Raw genomic sequence first — 20,165 nt, forward strand, 5'->3', positions numbered from 1 at the left:
TCGGGTCGGGTGGCGGGGCGGTGGCTCAGCGCCAGCAGGGAGCCAGATAGGTGTCGTACAGCCAGTGGGCCAGCGTGCGTTTCCCCAGCGTGAGTTCGGCGTTGCCGGTCCGGTCCGACGGGGGCCGGGTGGTGATGAGCGGGTACGCGGCGGCGGGCATCGACAGGCTGGTGCTGGCCACGGGCGCGAAGGCCGAGAACGGCGCGGTGGTGGCAGTACTCCGCTCGGACCCGATCACGGCCTCGCCCATCGGGGTGTGTCCCGTCAACCCGGCACGGTAGAGGCGGACGGCCCCTCCCGCGTGGATGGCGGAACGGTCGGCCGAGGACGGGAGGAGCAGCTCCACCTGCCCGCCGTCGCGTACGGCGTAGCCGCCGGCCACGGTGTAGGGGAGGCGGACGAACAGCAGGGCGCAGACCACGGCGGCCGTGAACGCGGTGGCCGACAGCGCGATCCGCCACCGGGTGGCGCCGGCCGTACGGGCATCGGCGGCCGTGCGCACCGCGCCGCGTACCAGGAGCCACAGCAGGTAGCCCGCTGCGCACACCATCAGGATCGCTCCGGCGGTACCCATCCGTTGGAGCAGCGAGGCGAAGTTGCCCAGCGCCGGGATCACGATGAACAGGGGGGCGGCCATGCAGGCGAGGCCGAACGGGACGGCCCACCGCAGCTGAGGCAGCTCCGGTCGGTAGCGGCCGCCGTAGAGCAGCCGTGCGATCCGGTGGCGGGCGTCGGTCATCGCCAGGTCGCGCAGGTGCGGGATGTCCAGGTGGCTCATCAGGGCCAGGTAGCCGTCCAGCCGGACCACCGGCAGGAGGTTGAACGTTCCGGCGAGGTAGCCTGCGGCGGCGAACAGCAGCGTCCCGTCCTGCCAGCGGCCCGGCGCCGGGACGAGCGCGGCCAGCGCCGCGGAGCCGGCGATGACCCACTGGGTGGCGCTGCCGGCCAGGGCGACCCGGACGCGCTGTTCGTTGCGCGGCAGCCGCCAGCCGTCCGAGACGTCGCAGAAGAAGGCCGGCGAGAGGTAGAACAGCATCACGCCCATCCGGCTCGGCCGTCCGCCGTAGTAGGCGAGGACCGCCGCGTGGGAGAGCTCGTGCAGTGCGCTGGCGACGAGCATGGCGACGATGACACCGGCGTACACGCTCAGCGGCAGTGGCCGTCCGAGGACGTCGGACAGTTCGTGGCCGAGCGTCGCCAGCGCGGCCAGGCCGCCGGCGGCGAGGAGGGCGCCGATGACGCTCCACCGCTTCAGCCCCAGCAGGGCCATGGCGGGAAGGACTCCGGACAGCAGCCGCCGCGGGTGGACGACGGTCAGCTGCACGGTCAGTGGCGGTACGACCTTCAGGCGGGGCGCCCGGCGGGGCGCGCTGCGATCCGTGTCGCCGCCGTGGAACACCTTGGCCGCGACCAGTCTGCGCACGGCCGTGTCCACCACGGCGGTGGTCCAGCGGGGGCCGAGGACGGCGGCCAGTTCCTCGTGTCCCCTGGTGCCGTCGGCGGCCCGGGCCAGCCGCGCCAGGTCGGCACCAACCCGCAGGTACTGCTCGCCGCGTTGGATGGTCCACGGTGCGTCCGCGCCGGTCGGCGGGTGGACGGTCACGTTGTCGGCGAGCCGGGGGCGGCTGATGTGCTCGCTGTCCGCTCCGTTCCCCTCCTGCGGGGCGACGGCCGTATCGCTGGTCAAGGTCTCTCCCTCACGTCGCTCCGGGGCCCTGGCCGCAGCCGAGGTCGGGAGCGGGTGCCGGGACGCGGGGAAGGCTCCGCCGCGCCCCGGCACCACCGGGTGTCATGCCGTCAGGTCGCGACGATGATGCTGCCGATGCTGACGGTCGCCACGCTCCAGGCGGCGGCGCTCCAGTTGAACGGGGCGTCCATGCCCTCGAGCTCCTGCATGTCAAGCTCCAGGTCCTGCATGCCCAGCTCCAGCTCCAGCGAGCTGTTGATGTTCTCCTGCACTGTGTTCACCTCCTCTCCGACGGTCGGGGACGGTCAGGAACGGTCGGACCCGCGGCCCGCCACAGGACGTCGGGCGTCCCGCGGCGAGCCCGGTGCCGTGCCGTCAGGTCGCGACGATGATGCTGCCGATGCTGACGGTCGCCACGCTCCAGGCGGCGGCGCTCCAGTTGAACGGGGCGTCCATGCCCTCGAGCTCCTGCATGTCAAGCTCCAGGTCCTGCATGCCCAGCTCCAGCTCCAGCGAGCTGTTGATGTTCTCCTGCACTGTGTTCACCTCCTCTCCGACGGTCGGGGACGGTCAGGAACGGTCGGACCCGCGGCCCGCCACAGGACGTCGGGCGTCCCGCGGCGAGCCCGGTGCCGTGCCGTCAGGTCGCGACGATGATGCTGCCGATGCTGACGGTCGCCACGCTCCAGGCGGCGTTGCTCCAGTTGAACGGGGCGTCCATGCCCTCGAGCTCCTGCATGTCAAGCTCCAGGTCCTGCATGCCCAGCTCCAGCTCCAGCGAGCTGTTGATGTTCTCCTGCACTGTGTTCACCTCCTCTCCGACGGTCGGGGACGGTCAGGGTCGTCCGGGCCACGTCCGCACGCGGGTGGTGGACCGGAAGCTTTCGTGGTGCGCCGCTCGGGCTGCTCAGTGCGCCCCGGGCTCAGGTGTGCGCACGGCGTCACCGAGCACCGCCCGGACGTCGCCGAGCGTCAGGCCGCCCAGGGCAGGCAGTCCTGCTCCCCAGGCGCGGACCGTGCGCTGCGCGATCGCGTCCAGGTCGGCGGGGTGCGCCGTCGGACGGTGCTCGACGCCCCAGTGCTCCAGCAGGGCGGCGATGCCGGCCGACGGCTCGGCGGGCAGCGGCCGCGGGGCGGCGGAACGCAGCCCCTGCCACAGACGTCCGAGTCGTTCGGCCGAGCCAAGCCGTCGATCACCGGCGGCAGTTCGCCGGAACAGCGTCGGGAGCAGGGCCGCGACGGCCGTCATCTTGCGGACGCCGAGGGCGGTGGACAACTCGTTGGCGATGTACCAGCCCCGCAGGGCGAAGGGGTCGCGGTCCAGCTGCAGCCAGTCGCTGTGGGTGAGGGCACTGAGCCTGGCCGCCGCCCCGCGGACCTGGTCCCCCGGGCCGTCGCCGACGGCCCGGTAGCCCAGGACGAGGAGCTGGGCGGCGACCGTCAGGGCGAGGGCGTCCTCGACCGGACGGTCCCGCAGGTCGCCCGCGTAGACTCCGGCCACCCGGAACAGCGCCTCCAGTACGCCCTCGACGACGAGTTCGGCGGGCAGCCCGGCCGTGGCCAGGGGATCGAGCACGGCGAGCTCCGGCGCCAGCGATCGGCCCGCCACCAGCCGCTTGCCCTGCGCGGTTTGCAGACAGGCGACGCGACTCACCTCCGCGCCGGTGCCGAGCGTGGTGGGAACGGCGAGCAGCGGCAGGGTCCGGGTGCTCTCCCCGGGCAGCAGGAGCAGCCCGCTGCGCTGCGGAGCGGTCAGCCGGGGAGCCACACCGGGGTCACCTGCCAGTGCGGTCGCCAGCTTCGCCTGGTCCAGCAGGCTCCCCCCGCCGACGGCGGCGACCAGCCGGCCGGGACCGTGTCGCAGGCGGTCGGCGAGTTCGACGACGGACTCCAGCGTGCCCGGCCCGTCCAGCGGGATCACCTCGTGGACCGGCAGGGCCCGGGAGACCAGCGAGGCGATCGCGCTCCCGGTGAGCCTGGCGTCCACGAGCAGGACCGTGGAGGTCCCGGATGTCCGCTGGGCCGCCCATTCGGTGAACTCCCCCGCGCTGTACAGCACTCGGGTGGGCTGCTGCCATCCGCCGGTCACCGGCTGCCTCCCGCCGAGGTGCCGAGGGCCGCGAAGAACGTCTCGGCGCCGCGGGCGACGCAGTCCAGCAGTTCGTCCAGGTCCTCGTCGGTGTAGGTGAGCGCGGGGATGAGCTGAACGCCCTGCGGGCCGGGGTGGACGATCGCGCCGGCCTCCCGGACGGCCGCGACCAGGTCGGCGACGTTCTCCGCCGTCAGGGGCCCGCCGTCGGGAGCACCGAAGCCGAGGTAGCGGAAGCAGCCGACGCCCTCGGTCACGGTCAGCTGGGGCAGTCGGTCACCGAGGGACTTCAGCTCCGTGTCCAGACGGGAGGACAGGCGGTGGCTGAGCGCCTCCGCGTCCAGCCGCCGCATCTCCTCCAGCGTGGCCAGAATCGCCGCGCAGGTCATCGGAGTTCCGGCCTGGGTCTCGGCGTGGACGAACACCGCGTCGGCGTCGGTGAAGGCCTCGTCGACTCCGCGGGCGACCAGGACCGCGGCAGCGGCGCAGGTGCCGTTGGTCAGCGCCTTGGAGAGGATCAGGAGATCCGGCTGCCGGGGCCACCGGCTGGAGGCGAAGTACGGGCCGGTACGGGCGAAGCCGGTGGCGACCTCGTCGGCGACGAGCAGGAAGCCGTGCTGCTCGCGCAGGCGCAGCAGCTCCGCGAGGAACTCCTCGTCGAGAGGCACCGCTCCGTTGCCCAGCACCGGTTCGACGACCACGGCGGCGATCTGCCCGCCCTGACGGGCGAACAGCGCGTCCAGCTCGTCGACCGCGTTGGGACTGACGTGGCGGATCAGCCGCTGGTCCACCCCGTACATCCGCTGCCCCATGTCACCACCGGAGAGCGCGAAGCCGCCGAAGGTGAGGCCGTGGTAGCTCGTACGGAGACCGACGACCAGGGTTCGCTGCGCCTCGCCGCGCAGGGCGTGCAGCTGGCGGGCGAGCTTCATCGCCAGGTCGTTGGCCGCACCGCCGGAGGTGGAGAACAGCACCCGGCCGAAGTGGTCGCTGCCGCACAGGTCGACCAGTGCCTCGGCGGCCCGGCGGGCGTAGGTGTTCTCGTAGCGGAACACGCTCAGGTACGACGCGTCGCGGACCGCCTGGGCGATGGCGTCGGCGATGACCCCGTTGCCGTACCCGAGAGCGGTGTTCCACAGGCCGCTGGATCCGCAGAGCAGTTCGCGGCCGTCCGCGAAGGTCACCCGCACCCCCTGGGCCGAGACCGCGCACAGCTCGTCACGGCCGTGCCGGCTCGGGGCGAGCAGAGAGGGCCACACGGCGCTCATGCGGCGACCTCCGCGACGAGCAGCACGTCGTGGTGGTCGCTGCCGGTCGGCGGCAGCGGCTGACAGTCCGTCAGCTTCAGGCCGGCGTGGGCCAACTCGGCCTCCAGCTGTGCCACCGGGAAGACTCCGATCCGGGTGGTGCACACCGTGATCGGAGGCTCCGCCGTTTCGAGGGGATGCGGGAAGACCGTGACCGTGCGCACCTCGGCGTCTTCCGTCCAGTGCTCGTACATGCGGAACCGGGTGCCGTCGGCACCGTCGACGTCCATCACCTGCTCGGTGGTGGAGCTGCCGAAGTCCTGCACGTCCACCGCGGTGAGCAGGAACTTCCCCCCGGGAGCGAGGTGCCGGCGCACGCACCGGTAGAGGCCGGCCCGGCCGGTCGCGTCCAACAGCGAGACGGAGGTCGCACCGAGCACGATCGCTCCGAACTCCCGGCCCAGGTCGAAGGCGCTCATGTCGCCGGGGACGACGGTGCAGCGGCTGCGTCGCGCGACGGGTACGGTCCGCAGGCGCTCCTGAAGGATCCGGATCATGCCCGGCGCCAGTTCGAGGGCGGCCAGCTCGCGCCCCAGGGTGAGCAGTGGCATCGTCAGCCGACCCGAACCTGCGGCCAGTTCGAGGATGGGGCCGACGGTCGAGCGCACCGCACCGACCAGCTCGCGCACTTCGAGGGGCGAGCTGCCCGCGATCGCGTGGTAGACCGACGCGCCCGCCTCGTCGTACAGGTCGTGGAGCTCGGCCTTGTCGCCGAGTTCGGCCAGCAGCGCACCGGCCTGGCCGGGAACGGCGGCCCTCAGGTCCGCGCTCACAGGACGACCCCCGCCCGCGCGAAGAACTGCTGCACCTTCAGGAGCGCGGCCCGTCGGCCGTACTCGGCGGCTGCCTCGAGAGATCCCTGACACAGGAGCAGCTCGGCGAGTTCCCCTGCGGCACGGTTGAGTTCGAACAGCCGGGATCCCTCGGAGGTGTAGAGGTAGGCGGATTCGTCGGTCCACAGCACCAGGTGCCGGGCCGGCGTCCGAACCGGTTCGGCGATGTGGTTCTCCGGCCGCAGGCGTCCACCGAAGCCGGAGACGCGTACCCGCGGGACACCGCGGGATCGCAGCTCCCTCAGCGCGTCAACAGCCAGGAGGTACTCGCTGAGCCACGGCCGGCTCTCCAGCTCCGCACCTCGCCGTGGTTCGGGGAGCGCGGTGGCGAGGGTGACGGCACAGGGGTGCACGCTGGCGGCGTTCACCTGCTGCCAGACGGTCTCCAGGTCCGCCAGGCCGTCGCCCAACCTCCCCAGCGCCGAACCGTACGGTGAGACCGTCAGCTCGCCGTCGGCCCGGACGTAGAGCCGGTGCCGTGGGCCGGCTCCGTCCAGCGGCGCGCCCAGCCCCGGCAGATCCGCGAGCAGCAGCGCCGGATTCGCCAGGAAATCGGCGAATTCACCCTTCTCGCGAGCGGTGTCGGCGTCCCCCAGCCACACCTCGAAATCCGCTTCGTCCGCAATGCGGACCAGCGTCGGCCCGATCACCGAAACGTACTGGGTAATGCTGTAATTCTGCACCTGGAGATAGAAGTCGTCCCCCAGGGACGCCTCGGCGTCGCACTCGCGGAACGATCCGCCGTAGCCGACCAGATTCTCGCCGAGGTCCATCCGGTCGCCCGGGGCGAAGATCCGGTGATGGCCGTCCTCGGACTCCGCGCCGACCATTTCCCGCACGTCCCCGACATGCCGGGAATCCTCCAGGACAATGACCCGGCCCGGGCCCCGGCGGCCGGTGGCCCAAGCCATCAGATCGCGCATCTCGCCGCTCATCGCGTTTCCTCCATGCCACTCAGCGCAGTGACGATCGTCTTGATCTGACGCATGGCCGCCTGCGGCCCGCGGACACTCGCCACACCGGTCAGATTGATGACCACTTCATCCACGCCGGAATTCCAGAAAATCCTGATCTGCTCCACGAGCTCATCGACCTCACCCGCCAGGAAGGAACCGCCCTCGATCAGGGATCGCGCGTTCACCAGGGGGTCGCCGCTGCTGACGTCGATTCCGGCGCGCCCGAGCATGTCGGCATAGTGCGGCGCCTGCATGTGCGTACCGTTACTCGCCACCGCGACGGCCTCGATGTCCAGATCGGGCAGCGGCAGCGCCATCGGCACCATCGCGACCACCCGGGGAACGGGACGGCCCGCCGCCTCGGCCCCTTCACGCAGCGCGGGAAGCACCGTCTCCCGCAGATAGGACGCGGGCGTCAGCCAGGTGATGGCGGCATCCGCCACGCGACCGGCGAGACGCGCCATGCCCGGCCGCAGCACCCCGAGCCCGACCTGCACCTCCGGCGCGGGAGAGGGCGGCAGAGCGCCTTCGCAGTGGTAGTACTCGCCGCTGAAATCGAGCAACTCGCCCTGCAGCAGTCCGCGGACGATGGTGAGGTACTCCTCGGCCGCGGTCAGCGGGCTGGCGTAGGGCTCGCCGCGCATGGCGCGCTGCAGGGGGCCGCTGCCGGGACCGAATCCCGCGAGCACCGAGTGCCCGGTGGAGAGCGCCAGCGAGCGGGCCTGCAGGGCGGCTTCATAGGGGTGACGCAACGGCATGAGGCTGACGCCCAGCCCCGTCGGCACGCCGAAGCCCGTACCCGCCGCATGTGCGAAACCCTGGTGTGCCTCGACCGCCAGCGACTGCCCCTGCCACAGACGCGCGGCCCGGGTCCAGTGCACCAGCGCCGCGTACGGGGCCAACTGTTCAGGCCGTCGCGGCACAAATGGAACTAGAATCGAGAAGGATGGCACTGAATCACTCCGGGCATGACTGAATTACTCCGGGCACGAATGGACAGCCTGCCGGTTCGGGTCAATAAACCGGAAATGGCGGACCACAGGGCGGCAACGTACGAATCGATCCGGCACCGACCGAACCGGGCGCTCACAGCGCACGGCAGTCGGCAGCCGTTCTCCCCCGGCGGGCTATTTCAGCCGGCGTCAGCGCCAGGAGTCGACGAAAGAAACAGTTGCGAAGGGCGGGAAAGATGGCCCACTGCCCTGTTGAATGAACGGTGCGGGCTTGTCATCCGCCTCGGCGGACGACTACCGGCCCGAAGGATGCGGCAGAGCCGACTTCTGGTACGAGCTGCATCGGATAACCCCCGTGAACAGATGCATGCAGAACAATGATCCAGACGTTAGCACAGGCCCGCGATCATGCTGAAACGGCGCCATCCAGCCTTGGCTTCATCTCTGAACTTTCTCCCCGACTCCGCCACATCAAGGCCCGCGCCGCCCTGGCACCGGCAGCCCGGGGCGGCGACAGCGGACGGGATCCCGCCCACGAACCATCGGTTCGCCAGGGCTTCGCCGTTCTCGCGGAATGGCCGGTGCGACCACATGATGCCGAGGGTCGGAGCCCCGCAGCACGCACCGTGCCACCCACACCGCCTGAGGCCCCAGGCGGTGTGGGTGGCACGGGTGGCACGGGTGGCACGGTCAGGAGAGCAGGCCGCTGTAGTCCGGCAGCTTGAAGGTCCGCCCGGCGTGGCCGCCGCCCAGATCGGTCCAGTTGTTGCCGACGCTCGCGATGATCGTGACACCTTCGGCGACGACTGGCTCCGGGCCGGCGTCCTCGGCGATCCCTTGAGAGGGCCGGGCGGCGGCACGATGTATCGAGTGGCCAAGGCGCCGACGACGCCAGGAGGCCTGGCCGACGGAGTCTTCGCCTTTACGAGCCGGCGGTGGCCGCCTCCAGGGTGGTCGCCATGATCGGGCTGGTGAAGGTGTTCGTCGCGTCGCCCGGGGAGGGGTGGTAGGAGCCCCACTTGAGGTAGTTGCGGTCGCCGTCCCAGGTGGTGCCCTTGAAGGTGCCCGAGCCGGTGGTGAAGGTCTGCTTCACACCGTCGAACCAGAAGTCGATGGTGCCGTTCGTGCGGCCCAGACGGATCTTCAACGCGTAGGAGTGCCACCGGTTGTTGGCGGTCGGCGCGGTCCACAGCGGGTGCGCGACGTGGTCGGTGTCCCACTCCTGGAGGCGGATGCGCCCGGTCGTCGCGTCGATCTCGATCGGGTGGTTCGCCGTGTCGGTGCTCGGCGAGCACTTGAGCTGGAAGACGTAGCGGCTGTCCGAGTCCTTGATGTCCACCTTGGACGACCAGCCGAGGTAGAACGTGTCGCCCTCCTTCAGGTCGGGGCCGAGCGTCTCGCAGCGCTCCTCGCCCGCGGCCTGGAACGCCCGCCACACACGGCCCTTGGCGGAGTCCTTGACGACGCCGAAGTCGCCCACCGCGCACTGGACGTCGGCGAAGGAGGACGGGCCCTTGCTGGTGCTCGGGGTCCACAGAACCTTGCCCGTCACGGCGGCGGAGCTGCTGGCGGTGGCCGAGCCGCAGGAGATCGCGAGCGTGGTGAGGGCCACGACGCCGACAACGGTCTTGCGGTGGTCGGACAGAAAGGACATGCCTCTCCCAAGGTGGATGAGTGGCCGGAACGGACTTCGTCCGGGCCGGTCGGCCCGGATGCACGGAGCGATTCGACCACCTGACGGCCCGTCTGGCCAAGTGGGTCGACCTGCAGAGGCACTTTCGGGCAATCCACCGGTCGGACGGGCAGCGGGGCGGGGCCAGCCCTTCCGCCGGGCCTGGCCGGCCTTGCTCGGCGAAGACCACCAGACCGCCGAGCTCGACCACGCTGACCTTCGGCTTCGGTGACGGACAGTCAACTCGCGTACCAGGCAGAGGAGTCCCTGCCGGTGCGGTGCTGCGTCTCGAAGTCGACGTGCACCGCGCCGAAGCGCTGATGGAATCCCTCGGCGGTCAGGGCGCCGGCCCGGCACGGCGCCGCTGCCGTTGCGGCTATCGCCGTGGTCCGAGCCAGTGCTGCAGCTCCAGTGCGAGGCCCACCTGCAGCCCGCGTCCGGGTCGCGGTCGGGGCAGCAGCGCGTCGGCGCGGGCGATGCGGTTGAGGACCGTGTTGCGGTGGGTGTACAGCCGGCGCGCGGCGCGGCTGGCGTTGCAGTCCTCCTGCAGGTAGACGCGCAGGGTCCGGGCGAGTTCGGGGGGCGCGTCGGCCAGCTCCCCGAGCGTGGAGGCGACGAACTCGCGTGCCTGGTCCTCGTCGTGTGCGGCCATGGCGACGACCTGTACGTCCTCGTAGGCGGTGAGCCGGGGCGGCTGGTGCATCCGGAACATCAGCCGTTGGGCGGTCAGTGCCTGCTGGTGGCTGAGCCGGAAGCCGGTGGGACCGTCACCTGGTATCCCGGCGGCCGCATGCGCGTTGGTGCCCGTGGCGGCGAGGGCCTCGTTCAGGACCTCGGTGTCCACATTCCCGGGAACCGCGATCCAGGCCCACAACACCGAGATTCCCGCGGCGACGGTGAGGGGCCGCCGGGCTCCCGCCGCCTCGGCGATCACGTCGGCTGCGGACTCCAGCTCACCCTGTTCCATCATTCCGGGCGCGTGCCACAGCACCAGGGCCAGGTGGCGCCCCCTCAGGTCGTAGCCGAGGCGTGCACTTGCCCGTTCTTCGGCGATCGGCGCGCCCTGGAGCAGCAGATTGACGGTCTCCAGCCGCCGGGCGGGCACGCCACCGACGAGCTGGTCGCGTTCGTGCTCCACATGCTTCTGAACGCCGGCCAGGGTGCGGTCCACGAACCGGGACATGGAGCGGGCCGCCAGGTCGAGCGATGCGGCCAGCACCTCCGGGGAGCCCGGCTCGGCGAGCGCCGCGCGCATCCAGTACCGCCACAGCAGATTGTGCCCGCGCCAATAGCCCTGGACGAGATAGCGCTCGTCGACGCCGCGTCGGACCATGTCGCGCGCCACGTCCAGGATCTGCGCCGTCAGGTCCGCAGGAACCGGGCGGCCAGGACGGAGCCGGTTGGCGCGTACCCAGCGCCCGACGGTGTCCCGGTTGCTCGCGGCGATCTCCTCGGCCATGACCGGGTCGATCGGCGCGTCCGGCGTGTCCGGGGCCAACTGCTGACCGATCTCGGCAAGCAGCTCGTCCAAGGTGTCCTGCATGCGCTCCGCAGTCGCCCGGATATGCGCCGCCACCTCGGGCGCGGGCACCACCCAACCGTGCTTCATGGTCCCAGGCTAGCCCGAACCGTGCTGGGCACAATGCACAGACAGTAGCCGCAAGCATGGGCAGATGCCCATGGTCAGGCCCGGGACGGCGCTCTAGATTGGGGCACGCTGCGAAGCGAATCGCTGCTCACCGCCCCGGAAACCGCTAGGGACCGCGGCCCGTGGGCCCAGCGGCGACGACCACCGGTGGTCCGCGGCCCCAGCCCCAGACACAAGGGAGAGACAGGCAGTGCAGCGCTCCGTCTACACCGAGGACCACGAGAACTTCCGGGAGATGATCCGGGACTTCATCTCCCACGAGGTCGTGCCCCACTACGACGCCTGGGAGGCCGCCGGGCACGCGCCGCGCGAGTTCTACCTCAAGCTCGGCGAACTGGGGATCTTCGGTATCGAGGTCCCGGAGGAGTACGGCGGCTCGGGTGTCGGCGGCTTCAAGTACCAGGCCGTGACCGTCGAAGAGCTGATGCGCGCCGGCGTGTCCTTCGGCGGCTCCAGCGTGCACACCGGTCTGGTCCTGCCCTATCTGCTCAACTTCGCCAGCGATGAGCAGAAGAATCGCTGGCTGCCCGGCTTCGTCTCCGGGCGGATGATGACCGCCATCGCCATGACCGAGCCCGGCACCGGCTCCGACCTGGCCGGCATCCGGACCACCGCGACCCTTTCCGACGACGGCACCCACTATCTCCTCAACGGCGCGAAGACCTTCATCACCGGCGGTGTCCTCGCCGACCTGATGCTGGTGGTCTGCCGCACCTCCCCGGCCTCGGCGGACAACCGTCGCGGCGGCCTGTCCATCCTCTGCGTGGACACCATGAGCGAGGGCTACGCGGTCGGCCGCAAGCTGGAGAAGATCGGCCTGCGCAGCTCCGACACCGCCGAGCTCTCCTTCACCGACGTCAAGGTGCCGGTGGAGAACCTGCTCGGCGAGGAGGGCAACGCGTTCGCCTACCTCACCCACAACCTGATCCCCGAGCGACTGGGCATCGCCGTCGCCGCCGTCGCCGCCGCCACGGCCGCCATCGACTTCGCGCTCGCCTACACCCGCGACCGCAAGGTCTTCGGCCAGCCGGTCTCCGGGTTCCAGAACACCAAGTTCGTCCTCGCCGAGTGCGCCGCCGAGGTCGCCGCCGCACAGGCTCTGTCCGACCGGGCCCTGGAGCTCATCGAGCAGGACGAGCTCACCTCCGCCGACGCCGCTGCCACCAAGCTCGTCTGCACCGAGACGGCGTCGCGGGTGATCGACAAGTGCCTGCAACTGCACGGCGGCTACGGCTACATGCTCGAGTACCCCATCGCCCGCCTCTACACGGACAACCGCGTCTTCCGCATCTACGGCGGTACCAGCGAGGTCATGAAGACCGTCATCGCCAAGTCCATGGGCCTGTGACCGTACCGGGCTCCTTCCCCACATCGAGCGAGGAATCGATCACCCCGTGAAGGCCTTTGACACCCCTGCCGACCTGGTCGCGGCCGTCGGCACCGAGATCGGCCACAGCGACTGGCTCACCGTCGATCAGCATCGCATCGACCTGTTCGCCGAGGCCACCGGCGACCACCAGTGGATCCACACCGACGCCGAGCGCGCGGCCGCCGGCCCTTTCGGGGCCACCGTCGCCCACGGCTTCCTGACCCTGTCTCTGCTGCCGGTCCTCAGCGGGCAGGTCTACCGCGTCGACAACATCCGGATGGCCGTCAACTACGGCCTGAACAAGGTCCGCTTCATCAGCCCGGTGCGCGTCGGCTCCAGGGTACGCGCTCGCGTCGCCCTCACGGCGGCCGAGGAGACGGCCGGCGGCTGGCAGATCACCTCCGAGGTCACCATCGAGCTCGACGGCGTGGACAAGCCCGCCTGCGTCGCCGAGGCCGTCGCGCGCCTCTACGTCTGATCCTCCACCACCCCACCCCCCCCCCCCCGAGGAATCACTGTGAGCGAGAACTCTCGGCGCGTCGCCGTCGTCACCGGCGCTGCCCGCGGCATCGGTGCCGCCACCGCCCTTCGCCTGGCCCGCGACGGCTTCGCCGTCGCCGTCTGCGACCTGGACGAGGCCGCCTGCGCCGACACCGTCGCCGCCGTTGAGAAGGACGGCGGCCGGGCCCTGGCCGTCGGCGTCGACGTCGCCGACGCCGAGCAGGTCGGATCCGCCGTCGCCCGGATCGCCGAGGAGCTGGGCCCGCCGGTCGCCCTCGTCAACAACGCCGGGATCACCCGCGACAACCTGCTGCTCAAGCTGACCGAGGCCGACTGGGACGCGGTCATCGGGGTCCACCTGCGCGGCGCCTTCCTGATGAGCCGCGAGGTCCAGCAGCACATGACCGCCGCGGGCTGGGGCCGGATCGTCAACCTGTCGTCCACCTCCGCGCTGGGCAACCGCGGCCAGGCGAACTACTCGGCCGCCAAGGCCGGCATCCAGGGCTTCACCAAGACCCTGGCCATCGAACTGGGCAAGTTCGGCATCACCGTCAACGCCGTCGCCCCGGGCTTCATCGCCACCGACATGACCGCCGCCACCGCCGCGCGGATCGGCATGTCCTTCGAGGACTTCCAGACCTTCGCCGCCGAGCAGATCCCGGTACGCCGGGTCGGCCGCCCCGAGGACATCGCCGGCACCGTGTCCTTCCTGGCCGGCGACGACGCCGGTTTCGTCTCCGGTCAGGTCATCTACGTCGCCGGTGGCCCCCAGGGCTGAACCCGCCGCAGAGCGGCACGGATCCGGCCCGAGGCTGTCCACTACCTGAACAGGCGGTCACCGCTGGTGGCCATGCGGTGGGTGGCGCCGTGGCGGTTCACCCAGTCACGGACGAGGTTGATGGCGTTGGCGCACTGCCAGCTGTTGTCGTACTCGCGCACTCCGGTGAAGCTGCCGTAGCCGGCGATGATGCCGTCCACACGCGCATCGCCCAGCAGTCTGTCGACGTACCACGGATCGTTGTAGGTGGTCGTCCAGGACAGCGTGGCCGCGAGCTGTCCAGCGGCACGGTCCCCGGCGCCCTTCTTCAGTTCCGCGCACGTGTTGTAGGTGGCTTCCGTGCAGTTGCCGAACCCGCTGGCGATATTGCTGTCCCCGTAGTCCATCGCCCGGTGACCGGCCGGGAATGCGGAACCGGACCGGTCGAAGGCGCTTCGGACCTGATCACGGGTCCCGGTCGTCGTGATCCCCTCCAGGCTGCCGAGCCTTCCTTCCAGGCTCTTCCAGCCCCTGCCGCCGACGTCCGGAGTGCTGCCGCCGTGGTACTCGTAGAAGCCGTAGAGCACCTGGATCCCGGCAGCCGTCAGCCTCTGCGCCTTGTCACGCAGCCCTGCGACGCTGCACCCGCGGTTCTGCTGTTCTCCGCAGTAGTTCGGGTCCTTGATGTCCAGCCACACCAGCGCGAGCCGGCGCCCTGCGTTGGCGTTGGCGTTGGAGACAATGCGGTCGATCATGCTGTCGAAGCTGGGCCCCAGCCGGGCGTCGCCGGCCGAGGAACAGTCGTGATAGGCGCGCCATTCGTTCGGATTCCACCAGGCGCAGACGTCGATCTCGATGCCGTTGGCGCCGTGGTCGAGCGCGGCGTCCACGCCGTCCAGAGTGTCGACCCGGTGCGCGATGGCGTAGATCGGGTGACGCTGATCGGCTGCTGCCGCCGGGGTCGTCCCGAGCGCGGTGGCACCGATGATCGCGCACAGTGCCGCCATCAGCGCCGGTAACATCCGCCGGGCGGGACCATGCCTGAGACGATTGATCAAGGAAGGCACTCCTTCTTGTCGGTTGCCCTGAGGCGGACAGTGGATTTCACCAACTGTGCGTTGACATACGATAAATGGACCCGAAATCCGGGTGCGGACGGGTTCCGATTCCACGAGCTGCACGAGGTGCCTCGACCCCTGTGATCGTCGGGCCGGCCACCGAGGCCCGCGCGGACGTCCACGAGGCAACGTCGATGTGGACCAGGCCGAATCCCGCACTGCGGCCCCCGGCCCGTCGAACAGGATGCCATCCTGGCCGAAGCCGTCGTCCGGCCACGCCAACTCTGTGATGTCCAGGCGCGGTTGACGCCTCCGTCGAGTGTCGGTCCAAAGGCAGACGGGAAGGCCGAGCAGGCACCCCTCCGAGCAGCGCGACGCAGGAGTCGGGCTCACGGCCCTACTCGGCGTCGCGAGCACCGGAACACGAAGCAGCCACCACGGCTTCACGCCCAGGTCCTGACATGGCAGGGCCGGCCCGTTCGGGGATACGCTTGACAGGCGTTTCCGCGCCCGCCGGCCCCATATCGAACAGTTCGACAGTCACCGAAAGTCGGTTCTGTCACTCAAGGTTGCGCCACCTCCGGGGCGCATCACAACCCGTCGCCTTCGACGAGCGTGCGAGAACATCGCGGATTTCCACTCGGCCGAGCGGCGTCATGCGCTGGTTCCCCGCGTCTGGCACACGGTCCGCCGCATGACCTTCGCCGTGAGGGAGGAGACCAGTTCCCATGGACCTCAGTACCATCACGGAAGTCATCCGGCGACCGTCCGACCGGCCAGGCGAGGACTGGCAGAACGGCGACGCTTGGCTCGCGGGCGGAACATGGCTGTTCTCCGTGGAACAGCCGGGCCTACGCCGCCTGATCGACCTGACGGCCTTGGGCTGGAAACCGCTCGTCCCGGGCGACGCGGGTCTCGAGATCGGCGCGACGTGCACCATCCACGACCTGTACGCGTTCGCGCCGCCGCCGGACTGGGTCGCGGGCAGCCTCCTCGTAACAGCCTGCGAGGCGTTCCTGTCCTCGTTCAAGGTCTGGAACTCGGCCACCGTCGGCGGAAACATCTGCATGTCCCTGCCAGCAGGCCCGATGGTCACGCTGACGGTCGCGCTCGAGGCACGGTACGAGCTGTGGGCTCCCGACGGGTCCGTGCGCACCGTCGACGCCCTCGACTTCGTGACCGGGAACAACAGGAACATCCTCGCTCCCGGCGAAATACTGCGCCGTATCGAGATTCCGGCGCGCGCCCTGAGAAAACGCCCCGCGCACCGCCGCTTCACGCTCACCCGTCTCGGCCGTTCGACGGTGTTCCTCATCGGCACGCACACGCCCGGAACGAGCGATCTGCTGCTCACCGTCACCGCCGGCACCACACGGCCCGTCCGCCTCGCTTTCGACACCATTCCCGACGGCCAGGCCCTACGGCGGAGCATCGACGCCATCCCGGCCGACGTCTGGTTCGCCGACCCCAACGGGACCCCCGACCACCGTCGCCACCTGACACAGCACTTCGCCGAAGAGATTCGCAGCGAACTCCTGGCCGGGGGCCCGGCATGACCTACCTGGTGAACGGCAGGAGCTTCGACGAAGAGCCGGAGCCGGGCCAGTGCCTGCGCACCTTCCTGCGCGCACTCGGCCACTTCGGGGTCAAGAAGGGCTGCGACGCGGGCGACTGCGGTGCGTGCACGGTGTGGCTGGACGGCAGTCCGGTCCACAGCTGCATCACCCCGGCCTTCCGCGCGGAAGACCGTGAGGTGACCACGATCGAGGGTCTCGGATCGCCCGGCGACCTGCATCCGGTGCAGCGCCGGTTCCGGGACGCCCCGGGGTTCCAATGCGGTTTCTGCACCGCCGGGATGATCATGACGTCGGCGACGTTCACCGAGGACCAGAAGGAGGACCTGCCGACGGCGTTGAAGGGCAATCTCTGCCGCTGCACCGGCTATCGGGCCATCGAGGACGCGGTGAAGGGCGTCGTCGGCGTGCAGACCGCCGCACCGGGAAAGGCCGTCGGAACGAGCGTCGGCGCGCCGGCGGCCGACGATGTGGTGACCGGTCGAGCCGAGTTCACGATGGACACCCGGATGGCGGGCATGCTGCACCTCAAGGTGCTGCACTCGCCCCACGCACACGCCCGGATCGTCTCGATCGACAAGACCGCCGCGCTCGCGGTCCCCGGCGTGCATCGCGTCTACACCTGGGAGGATGTGCCGCGCAGGCGCTTCACCACAGCGATCCACACCGACCACCTCGTCGATCCTGACGACACCTACATCCTCGACAACACGGTCCGCTTCGTCGGCCAGCGCGTCGTCGCCGTCCTCGCCGACACGGTCGGGGCGGCGGAGGAGGGCTGCCGGAGGGTGGCCGTGGAGTACGAGGTGCTGCCGGCGGTCCTCGACCCCGAGGAGGCCATGGCCGAAGGGGCGCCACAACTGCACGGCTCCGCGGATCCGTTCGTCCGGGATTCCGTCCACAACCTCCTGCTCGAGATCCACTCGCACATCGGCGACGTCGACGCGGGGTTCGCCGCGGCCGACGTGATCCACGAGGGTACCTACTCCTCACCGCGCGTCCAGCACGCACACCTTGAGACTCACGGCTCGATCGCCTGGATGGAGGACGGCCGGCTGAACGTCCGCACCAGTTCGCAGTCGCCGTCGATCGCGAAGGTCAAACTGGCCTATCTGTTCGCACTCCGCCCGGACCAGCTCCGCGTGTTCTGCAAGCGCGTCGGCGGCGGTTTCGGTGGCAAGCAGGAAGTCATCTCCGAGGACCTCGTCGCGCTCGCCACCCTGGACACCGGGCGGCCCGCCTGTCTCGAGTACACGCGCGAGGAGGAGTTCACCACGGCTTCGCCCCGGCATCCGATGAAGCTGACGGTCAGGCTCGGCGCGAAGGCGGACGGCACGCTCACGGCGTTCCAGGTGCGCAACGTGTCCAACACGGGCGCCTACGGCAACCACGGCGGCGAGACGCTGTACGCGGGGGGCGCCGCCGTCATGATCTACCGCTGCCCCAACAAGAGGTACGACGCCTACTCCGTCTACACGAACACCGTTCCGAGCGGCGCACTGCGCGGTTACGGGATGACCCAGCCGGCCTTCGCCGTGGAATCGGCGATGGACGAACTGGCCCTCGCCCTGCACATGGATCCGCTCGAACTGCGACGCCGCAACATAGTGTGCCCCGGCGATCCGCTCGTCGCGATGCACGACGGCCCCGACGACGTGACGTTCACCGAGGACGGGCTGGCCAAGTGCATCGACCTCGTGGCCGGCGCCCTGGCCCGTACGGCCGATCAGCCGTCGCCCGGCCCCGGGTGGCGCGTGGGGGTCGGCGTCGCGAGCTCACTGCACGAGACCGCGCCCCCGACCGAGCACATCTCCGAGGCCTGGGTCACGCTCGGCGACGACCTCGTGTACGAACTGGCCGTCGGCACCGTCGAATTCGGCGAGGGCACCTCCACCGCGCACGTCCAGATCGCGGCCAACCAGCTGGGTACGACGCCCTCGCGGATCCGCCTGGTGCAGTCCGACACCGACCGGACGGGATTCGACACCGGCGCATTCGCGAGCGCCGGACTCTTCGTGGCGGGCAACGCGGTTCTCCGAGCCGCCAACGCGGTGCGCGACCGCATCCTGGGGTTCGCCGCCGCGCACACGGGTGTCCACGTCGTGATGTGCTCGATGGACGACGAGGACGTCGTCTGCGGAGACGAGCGCGTCTCGCTGGCCGAGCTCGTCGCCCTGGCCCGGGCGCGCGGCATTCGCTTCACCGCCGCCCGCAAGGCCTACGGCTCGCCCCGGAGCGTCACGTCCAACACCCAGGGGTTCCGCGTCGCCGTCCACCGGGTGACAGGCGAGATCCGCATCCTGTACAGCGTCCAGGCCGCCGACGCCGGTGTGCTCATCAACCCGGAGCAGGTCCGGGGACAGGTGGACGGCGGTGTCGCCCAGGGCATCGGATTCGCACTGACCGAGAACTACCAGGTCGACGCGGACGGAGCCGTGGTCAACCCGAACCTCCGCAACTACCGAATCCCCACCTACGCCGATGTCCCCCGCACCGACCTGCTGCTGGTGGGCTCGTCGGACTCCGTCGGGCCCATGCGGTCGAAGGGGATGGCGGAATGCTGTGTCAACCCGGTGGCGCCCGCCTTGGCGAACGCGCTTCGCGACGCCACGGGCATCCGCTGCCGCGAGCTGCCCCTCACCCCGGAACGGATCTACAGCCGGCTCGATGAGAGCCAGTCGGCGCGGACGGGCCCGAGACGATGACCGCCGAGAAGCACGCGGACGCCGCGGCGACGGTCATCCTCGGCCGGAAGGTCCGACCCGAAATGGAACGGGAGTACGAGAAATGGCAGGAGGGCGTCAACGCCGCCGCCGCCGAATATGCCGGACACCTCGGCTCCGAGATCTCCCCGCCGACGGCCCTGCAACCCGACTGGGTCATCGTCTACCGGTTCGACTCGATCGCCCATCTGCAGGCGTGGATCAACGGCGAGACCAGGCAGCGACTCCTCGACATCGGCGAGAAGTACTTCGACGGTCCCGCGACCCAGCAGGTGATCAGGGGCGGCACGCAGCCGACGGACCCGCTCGTCACCGTTGTGGTGACCCATCACGTCCACCCGGACCAGACCGATGACTTCCTCGACTGGCAGCGCCGCATGAGCCACGAGGAGAGCAAATTCGAAGGCTTCCGCGGCACCGAGATCTTCCGCCCGATCGAGGGCCTCCAGGACGAATGGACCACCCTGTACCGCTACGACAACGCCGAACACCTCGACGCCTGGCTGACGTCTGCGACGCGGCAGGAGGTTCTCGCCGAAGGCAAGCGGTTCGACTTCAAACTGCAAACGATCGACAACTCGTTCGGCAACTGGTTCGCCTTCGAGGAGAACGGCAAGGAAGCACCGCCGCCCTCGGGCACCAAGACCGCCATCGCGGTCTGGGTCGGCCTGTACCCGACGGTTGTGCTGCTGACGCTCGCGCTCTCGCCGCTGAAGTGGCCGCTCTGGTTCGGGCTGCTCGTGGGCAACCTGCTGTCGAGCTTCATCATGAGCTTCTTCACGATGCCGTACTACGTGAACCGGCTGCTCAGGCGGTGGTTGCGGCCCCCGCCGGACGAACCGCCGGCGAAGACCAACCGGATCGGCCTCGGCATCGTCGTCGGCGTGACCGTGTTCTGGGCCGTCGTCTTCTACGCCGTTACGACCCGAATCTGGACCCTGCCCTGACCCGGGACCATGAGTCTGGCGACGCCGTCGCCCATCTTCTGGCAGCCCCCGGCGGCCAGTTCTCCGGCGAGGACGTCCCGCTGGCGCACCA

Annotated in this window: 19 protein-coding genes; 6 read left to right on the plus strand and 13 right to left on the minus strand. The window is 70.2% G+C overall.

What is annotated here, in order from left to right; all coding sequences use genetic code 11:
- Positions 1-25: 25 nt before the first annotated feature.
- The 12 genes from mpaP to OG871_RS05295 all read right to left on the minus strand — a co-directional run bounded on the left by mpaP (position 26) and on the right by OG871_RS05295 (position 11,106).
- The gene (gene mpaP / locus OG871_RS05240; protein ID WP_371494505.1) at positions 26-1,687 is read right to left on the minus strand and encodes a daptide biosynthesis intramembrane metalloprotease; all 1,662 of its coding nucleotides are present in this window, start codon (positions 1,685-1,687) and stop codon (positions 26-28) included.
- Positions 1,688-1,797: 110 nt separating this feature from the next.
- A complete protein-coding gene (locus tag OG871_RS05245) occupies positions 1,798-1,968 on the minus strand; it encodes a daptide-type RiPP (protein WP_371494507.1) in 171 nt (56 codons plus the stop codon).
- Positions 1,969-2,062: 94 nt separating this feature from the next.
- On the minus strand, positions 2,063-2,233 hold the full coding sequence (locus tag OG871_RS05250) for a daptide-type RiPP (RefSeq protein WP_371494507.1): 171 nt from the start codon (positions 2,231-2,233) through the stop codon (positions 2,063-2,065).
- 94 nt (positions 2,234-2,327) lie between these two features.
- Positions 2,328-2,498 (minus strand): daptide-type RiPP, encoded by a 171-nt coding sequence (locus tag OG871_RS05255; RefSeq protein WP_371494509.1) that lies wholly within the window; start codon positions 2,496-2,498, stop codon positions 2,328-2,330.
- 96 nt (positions 2,499-2,594) lie between these two features.
- Positions 2,595-3,776, minus strand: a complete 1,182-nt coding sequence (gene mpaC, locus OG871_RS05260) for a daptide-type RiPP biosynthesis dehydogenase (protein ID WP_371494511.1) — start codon at positions 3,774-3,776, stop codon at positions 2,595-2,597.
- Positions 3,773-5,044, minus strand: coding sequence for a daptide-type RiPP biosynthesis aminotransferase (mpaD, locus tag OG871_RS05265; protein ID WP_371494513.1), 1,272 nt, complete (start codon positions 5,042-5,044; stop codon positions 3,773-3,775). Before mpaD ends, mpaC begins: the two co-directional genes overlap by 4 nt.
- Positions 5,041-5,856, minus strand: a complete 816-nt coding sequence (mpaM, locus tag OG871_RS05270; protein ID WP_371494515.1) for a daptide-type RiPP biosynthesis methyltransferase — start codon at positions 5,854-5,856, stop codon at positions 5,041-5,043. The genes mpaD and mpaM overlap by 4 nt, the downstream gene beginning before the upstream one ends.
- On the minus strand, positions 5,853-6,851 hold the full coding sequence (gene mpaB, locus OG871_RS05275) for a daptide biosynthesis RiPP recognition protein (protein ID WP_371494517.1): 999 nt from the start codon (positions 6,849-6,851) through the stop codon (positions 5,853-5,855). Before mpaB ends, mpaM begins: the two co-directional genes overlap by 4 nt.
- Positions 6,848-7,753 (minus strand): LLM class flavin-dependent oxidoreductase, encoded by a 906-nt coding sequence (locus OG871_RS05280; protein ID WP_371494518.1) that lies wholly within the window; start codon positions 7,751-7,753, stop codon positions 6,848-6,850. Before OG871_RS05280 ends, mpaB begins: the two co-directional genes overlap by 4 nt.
- 994 nt (positions 7,754-8,747) lie before the next feature.
- Positions 8,748-9,479: a hypothetical protein gene (locus OG871_RS05285; protein WP_371494520.1), complete on the minus strand. Its 732-nt coding sequence runs from the start codon at positions 9,477-9,479 to the stop codon at positions 8,748-8,750.
- A 257-nt stretch (positions 9,480-9,736) separates the two neighbouring features.
- Complete coding sequence (locus OG871_RS05290) at positions 9,737-9,895, minus strand: family 1 glycosylhydrolase (protein WP_371503217.1); 159 nt, start codon at positions 9,893-9,895, stop codon at positions 9,737-9,739.
- Entirely contained in the window at positions 9,874-11,106 is a 1,233-nt protein-coding gene (locus OG871_RS05295) for a PucR family transcriptional regulator (protein WP_371494521.1), read from the minus strand. The genes OG871_RS05290 and OG871_RS05295 overlap by 22 nt, the downstream gene beginning before the upstream one ends.
- 229 nt (positions 11,107-11,335) lie before the next feature.
- Here OG871_RS05295 and OG871_RS05300 point away from each other — a divergent pair, with 229 nt between their 5' ends.
- From OG871_RS05300 to fabG, 3 genes are read left to right on the plus strand one after another with little or no spacing between them, the layout of a single operon-like run.
- Positions 11,336-12,493 (plus strand): acyl-CoA dehydrogenase family protein, encoded by a 1,158-nt coding sequence (locus OG871_RS05300; RefSeq protein WP_371494523.1) that lies wholly within the window; start codon positions 11,336-11,338, stop codon positions 12,491-12,493.
- A gap of 46 nt (positions 12,494-12,539) precedes the next feature.
- Positions 12,540-12,992: a MaoC family dehydratase gene (locus OG871_RS05305; protein WP_371494524.1), complete on the plus strand. Its 453-nt coding sequence runs from the start codon at positions 12,540-12,542 to the stop codon at positions 12,990-12,992.
- 39 nt (positions 12,993-13,031) lie between these two features.
- A complete protein-coding gene (gene fabG, locus OG871_RS05310) occupies positions 13,032-13,793 on the plus strand; it encodes a 3-oxoacyl-ACP reductase FabG (protein WP_371494526.1) in 762 nt (253 codons plus the stop codon).
- A 41-nt stretch (positions 13,794-13,834) separates the two neighbouring features.
- On the opposite strand, the gene OG871_RS05315 is transcribed toward fabG, so the two are convergent.
- Positions 13,835-14,830, minus strand: a complete 996-nt coding sequence (locus OG871_RS05315) for a phospholipase (RefSeq protein ID WP_371494528.1) — start codon at positions 14,828-14,830, stop codon at positions 13,835-13,837.
- A 728-nt stretch (positions 14,831-15,558) separates the two neighbouring features.
- Between OG871_RS05315 and OG871_RS05320 the strand changes: the two genes are divergently transcribed.
- The 3 genes from OG871_RS05320 to OG871_RS05330 are packed head-to-tail and all read left to right on the plus strand — an operon-like array spanning position 15,559 to position 20,074.
- Positions 15,559-16,386 carry an FAD binding domain-containing protein gene (locus OG871_RS05320; RefSeq protein ID WP_371494529.1) on the plus strand — a complete coding sequence of 276 codons (828 nt, stop codon included), beginning with the start codon at positions 15,559-15,561 and terminating at the stop codon, positions 16,384-16,386.
- Positions 16,383-19,109, plus strand: coding sequence for a molybdopterin-dependent oxidoreductase (locus OG871_RS05325; RefSeq protein ID WP_371494530.1), 2,727 nt, complete (start codon positions 16,383-16,385; stop codon positions 19,107-19,109). Before OG871_RS05320 ends, OG871_RS05325 begins: the two co-directional genes overlap by 4 nt.
- The gene (locus OG871_RS05330; protein WP_371494532.1) at positions 19,106-20,074 is read left to right on the plus strand and encodes an antibiotic biosynthesis monooxygenase; all 969 of its coding nucleotides are present in this window, start codon (positions 19,106-19,108) and stop codon (positions 20,072-20,074) included. Before OG871_RS05325 ends, OG871_RS05330 begins: the two co-directional genes overlap by 4 nt.
- Positions 20,075-20,165 lie beyond the last annotated feature (91 nt).

This window comes from Kitasatospora sp. NBC_00374, from assembly GCF_041434935.1.
GTDB lineage: Bacteria > Actinomycetota > Actinomycetes > Streptomycetales > Streptomycetaceae > Kitasatospora.

Excerpts from the sequence above, each read along its gene's own strand:
- OG871_RS05325 (WP_371494530.1), top strand. The coding sequence starts at position 16,383 with ATGACCTACCTGGTGAACGGCAGGAGCTTCGACGAAGAGCCGGAGCCG.
- OG871_RS05295 (WP_371494521.1), bottom strand. The coding sequence starts at position 11,106 with ATGAAGCACGGTTGGGTGGTGCCCGCGCCCGAGGTGGCGGCGCATATC.
- OG871_RS05320 (WP_371494529.1), top strand. The coding sequence starts at position 15,559 with ATGGACCTCAGTACCATCACGGAAGTCATCCGGCGACCGTCCGACCGG.
- mpaD (WP_371494513.1), bottom strand. The coding sequence starts at position 5,044 with ATGAGCGCCGTGTGGCCCTCTCTGCTCGCCCCGAGCCGGCACGGCCGT.
- OG871_RS05285 (WP_371494520.1), bottom strand. The coding sequence starts at position 9,479 with ATGTCCTTTCTGTCCGACCACCGCAAGACCGTTGTCGGCGTCGTGGCC.
- OG871_RS05330 (WP_371494532.1), top strand. The coding sequence starts at position 19,106 with ATGACCGCCGAGAAGCACGCGGACGCCGCGGCGACGGTCATCCTCGGC.
- mpaB (WP_371494517.1), bottom strand. The coding sequence starts at position 6,851 with ATGAGCGGCGAGATGCGCGATCTGATGGCTTGGGCCACCGGCCGCCGG.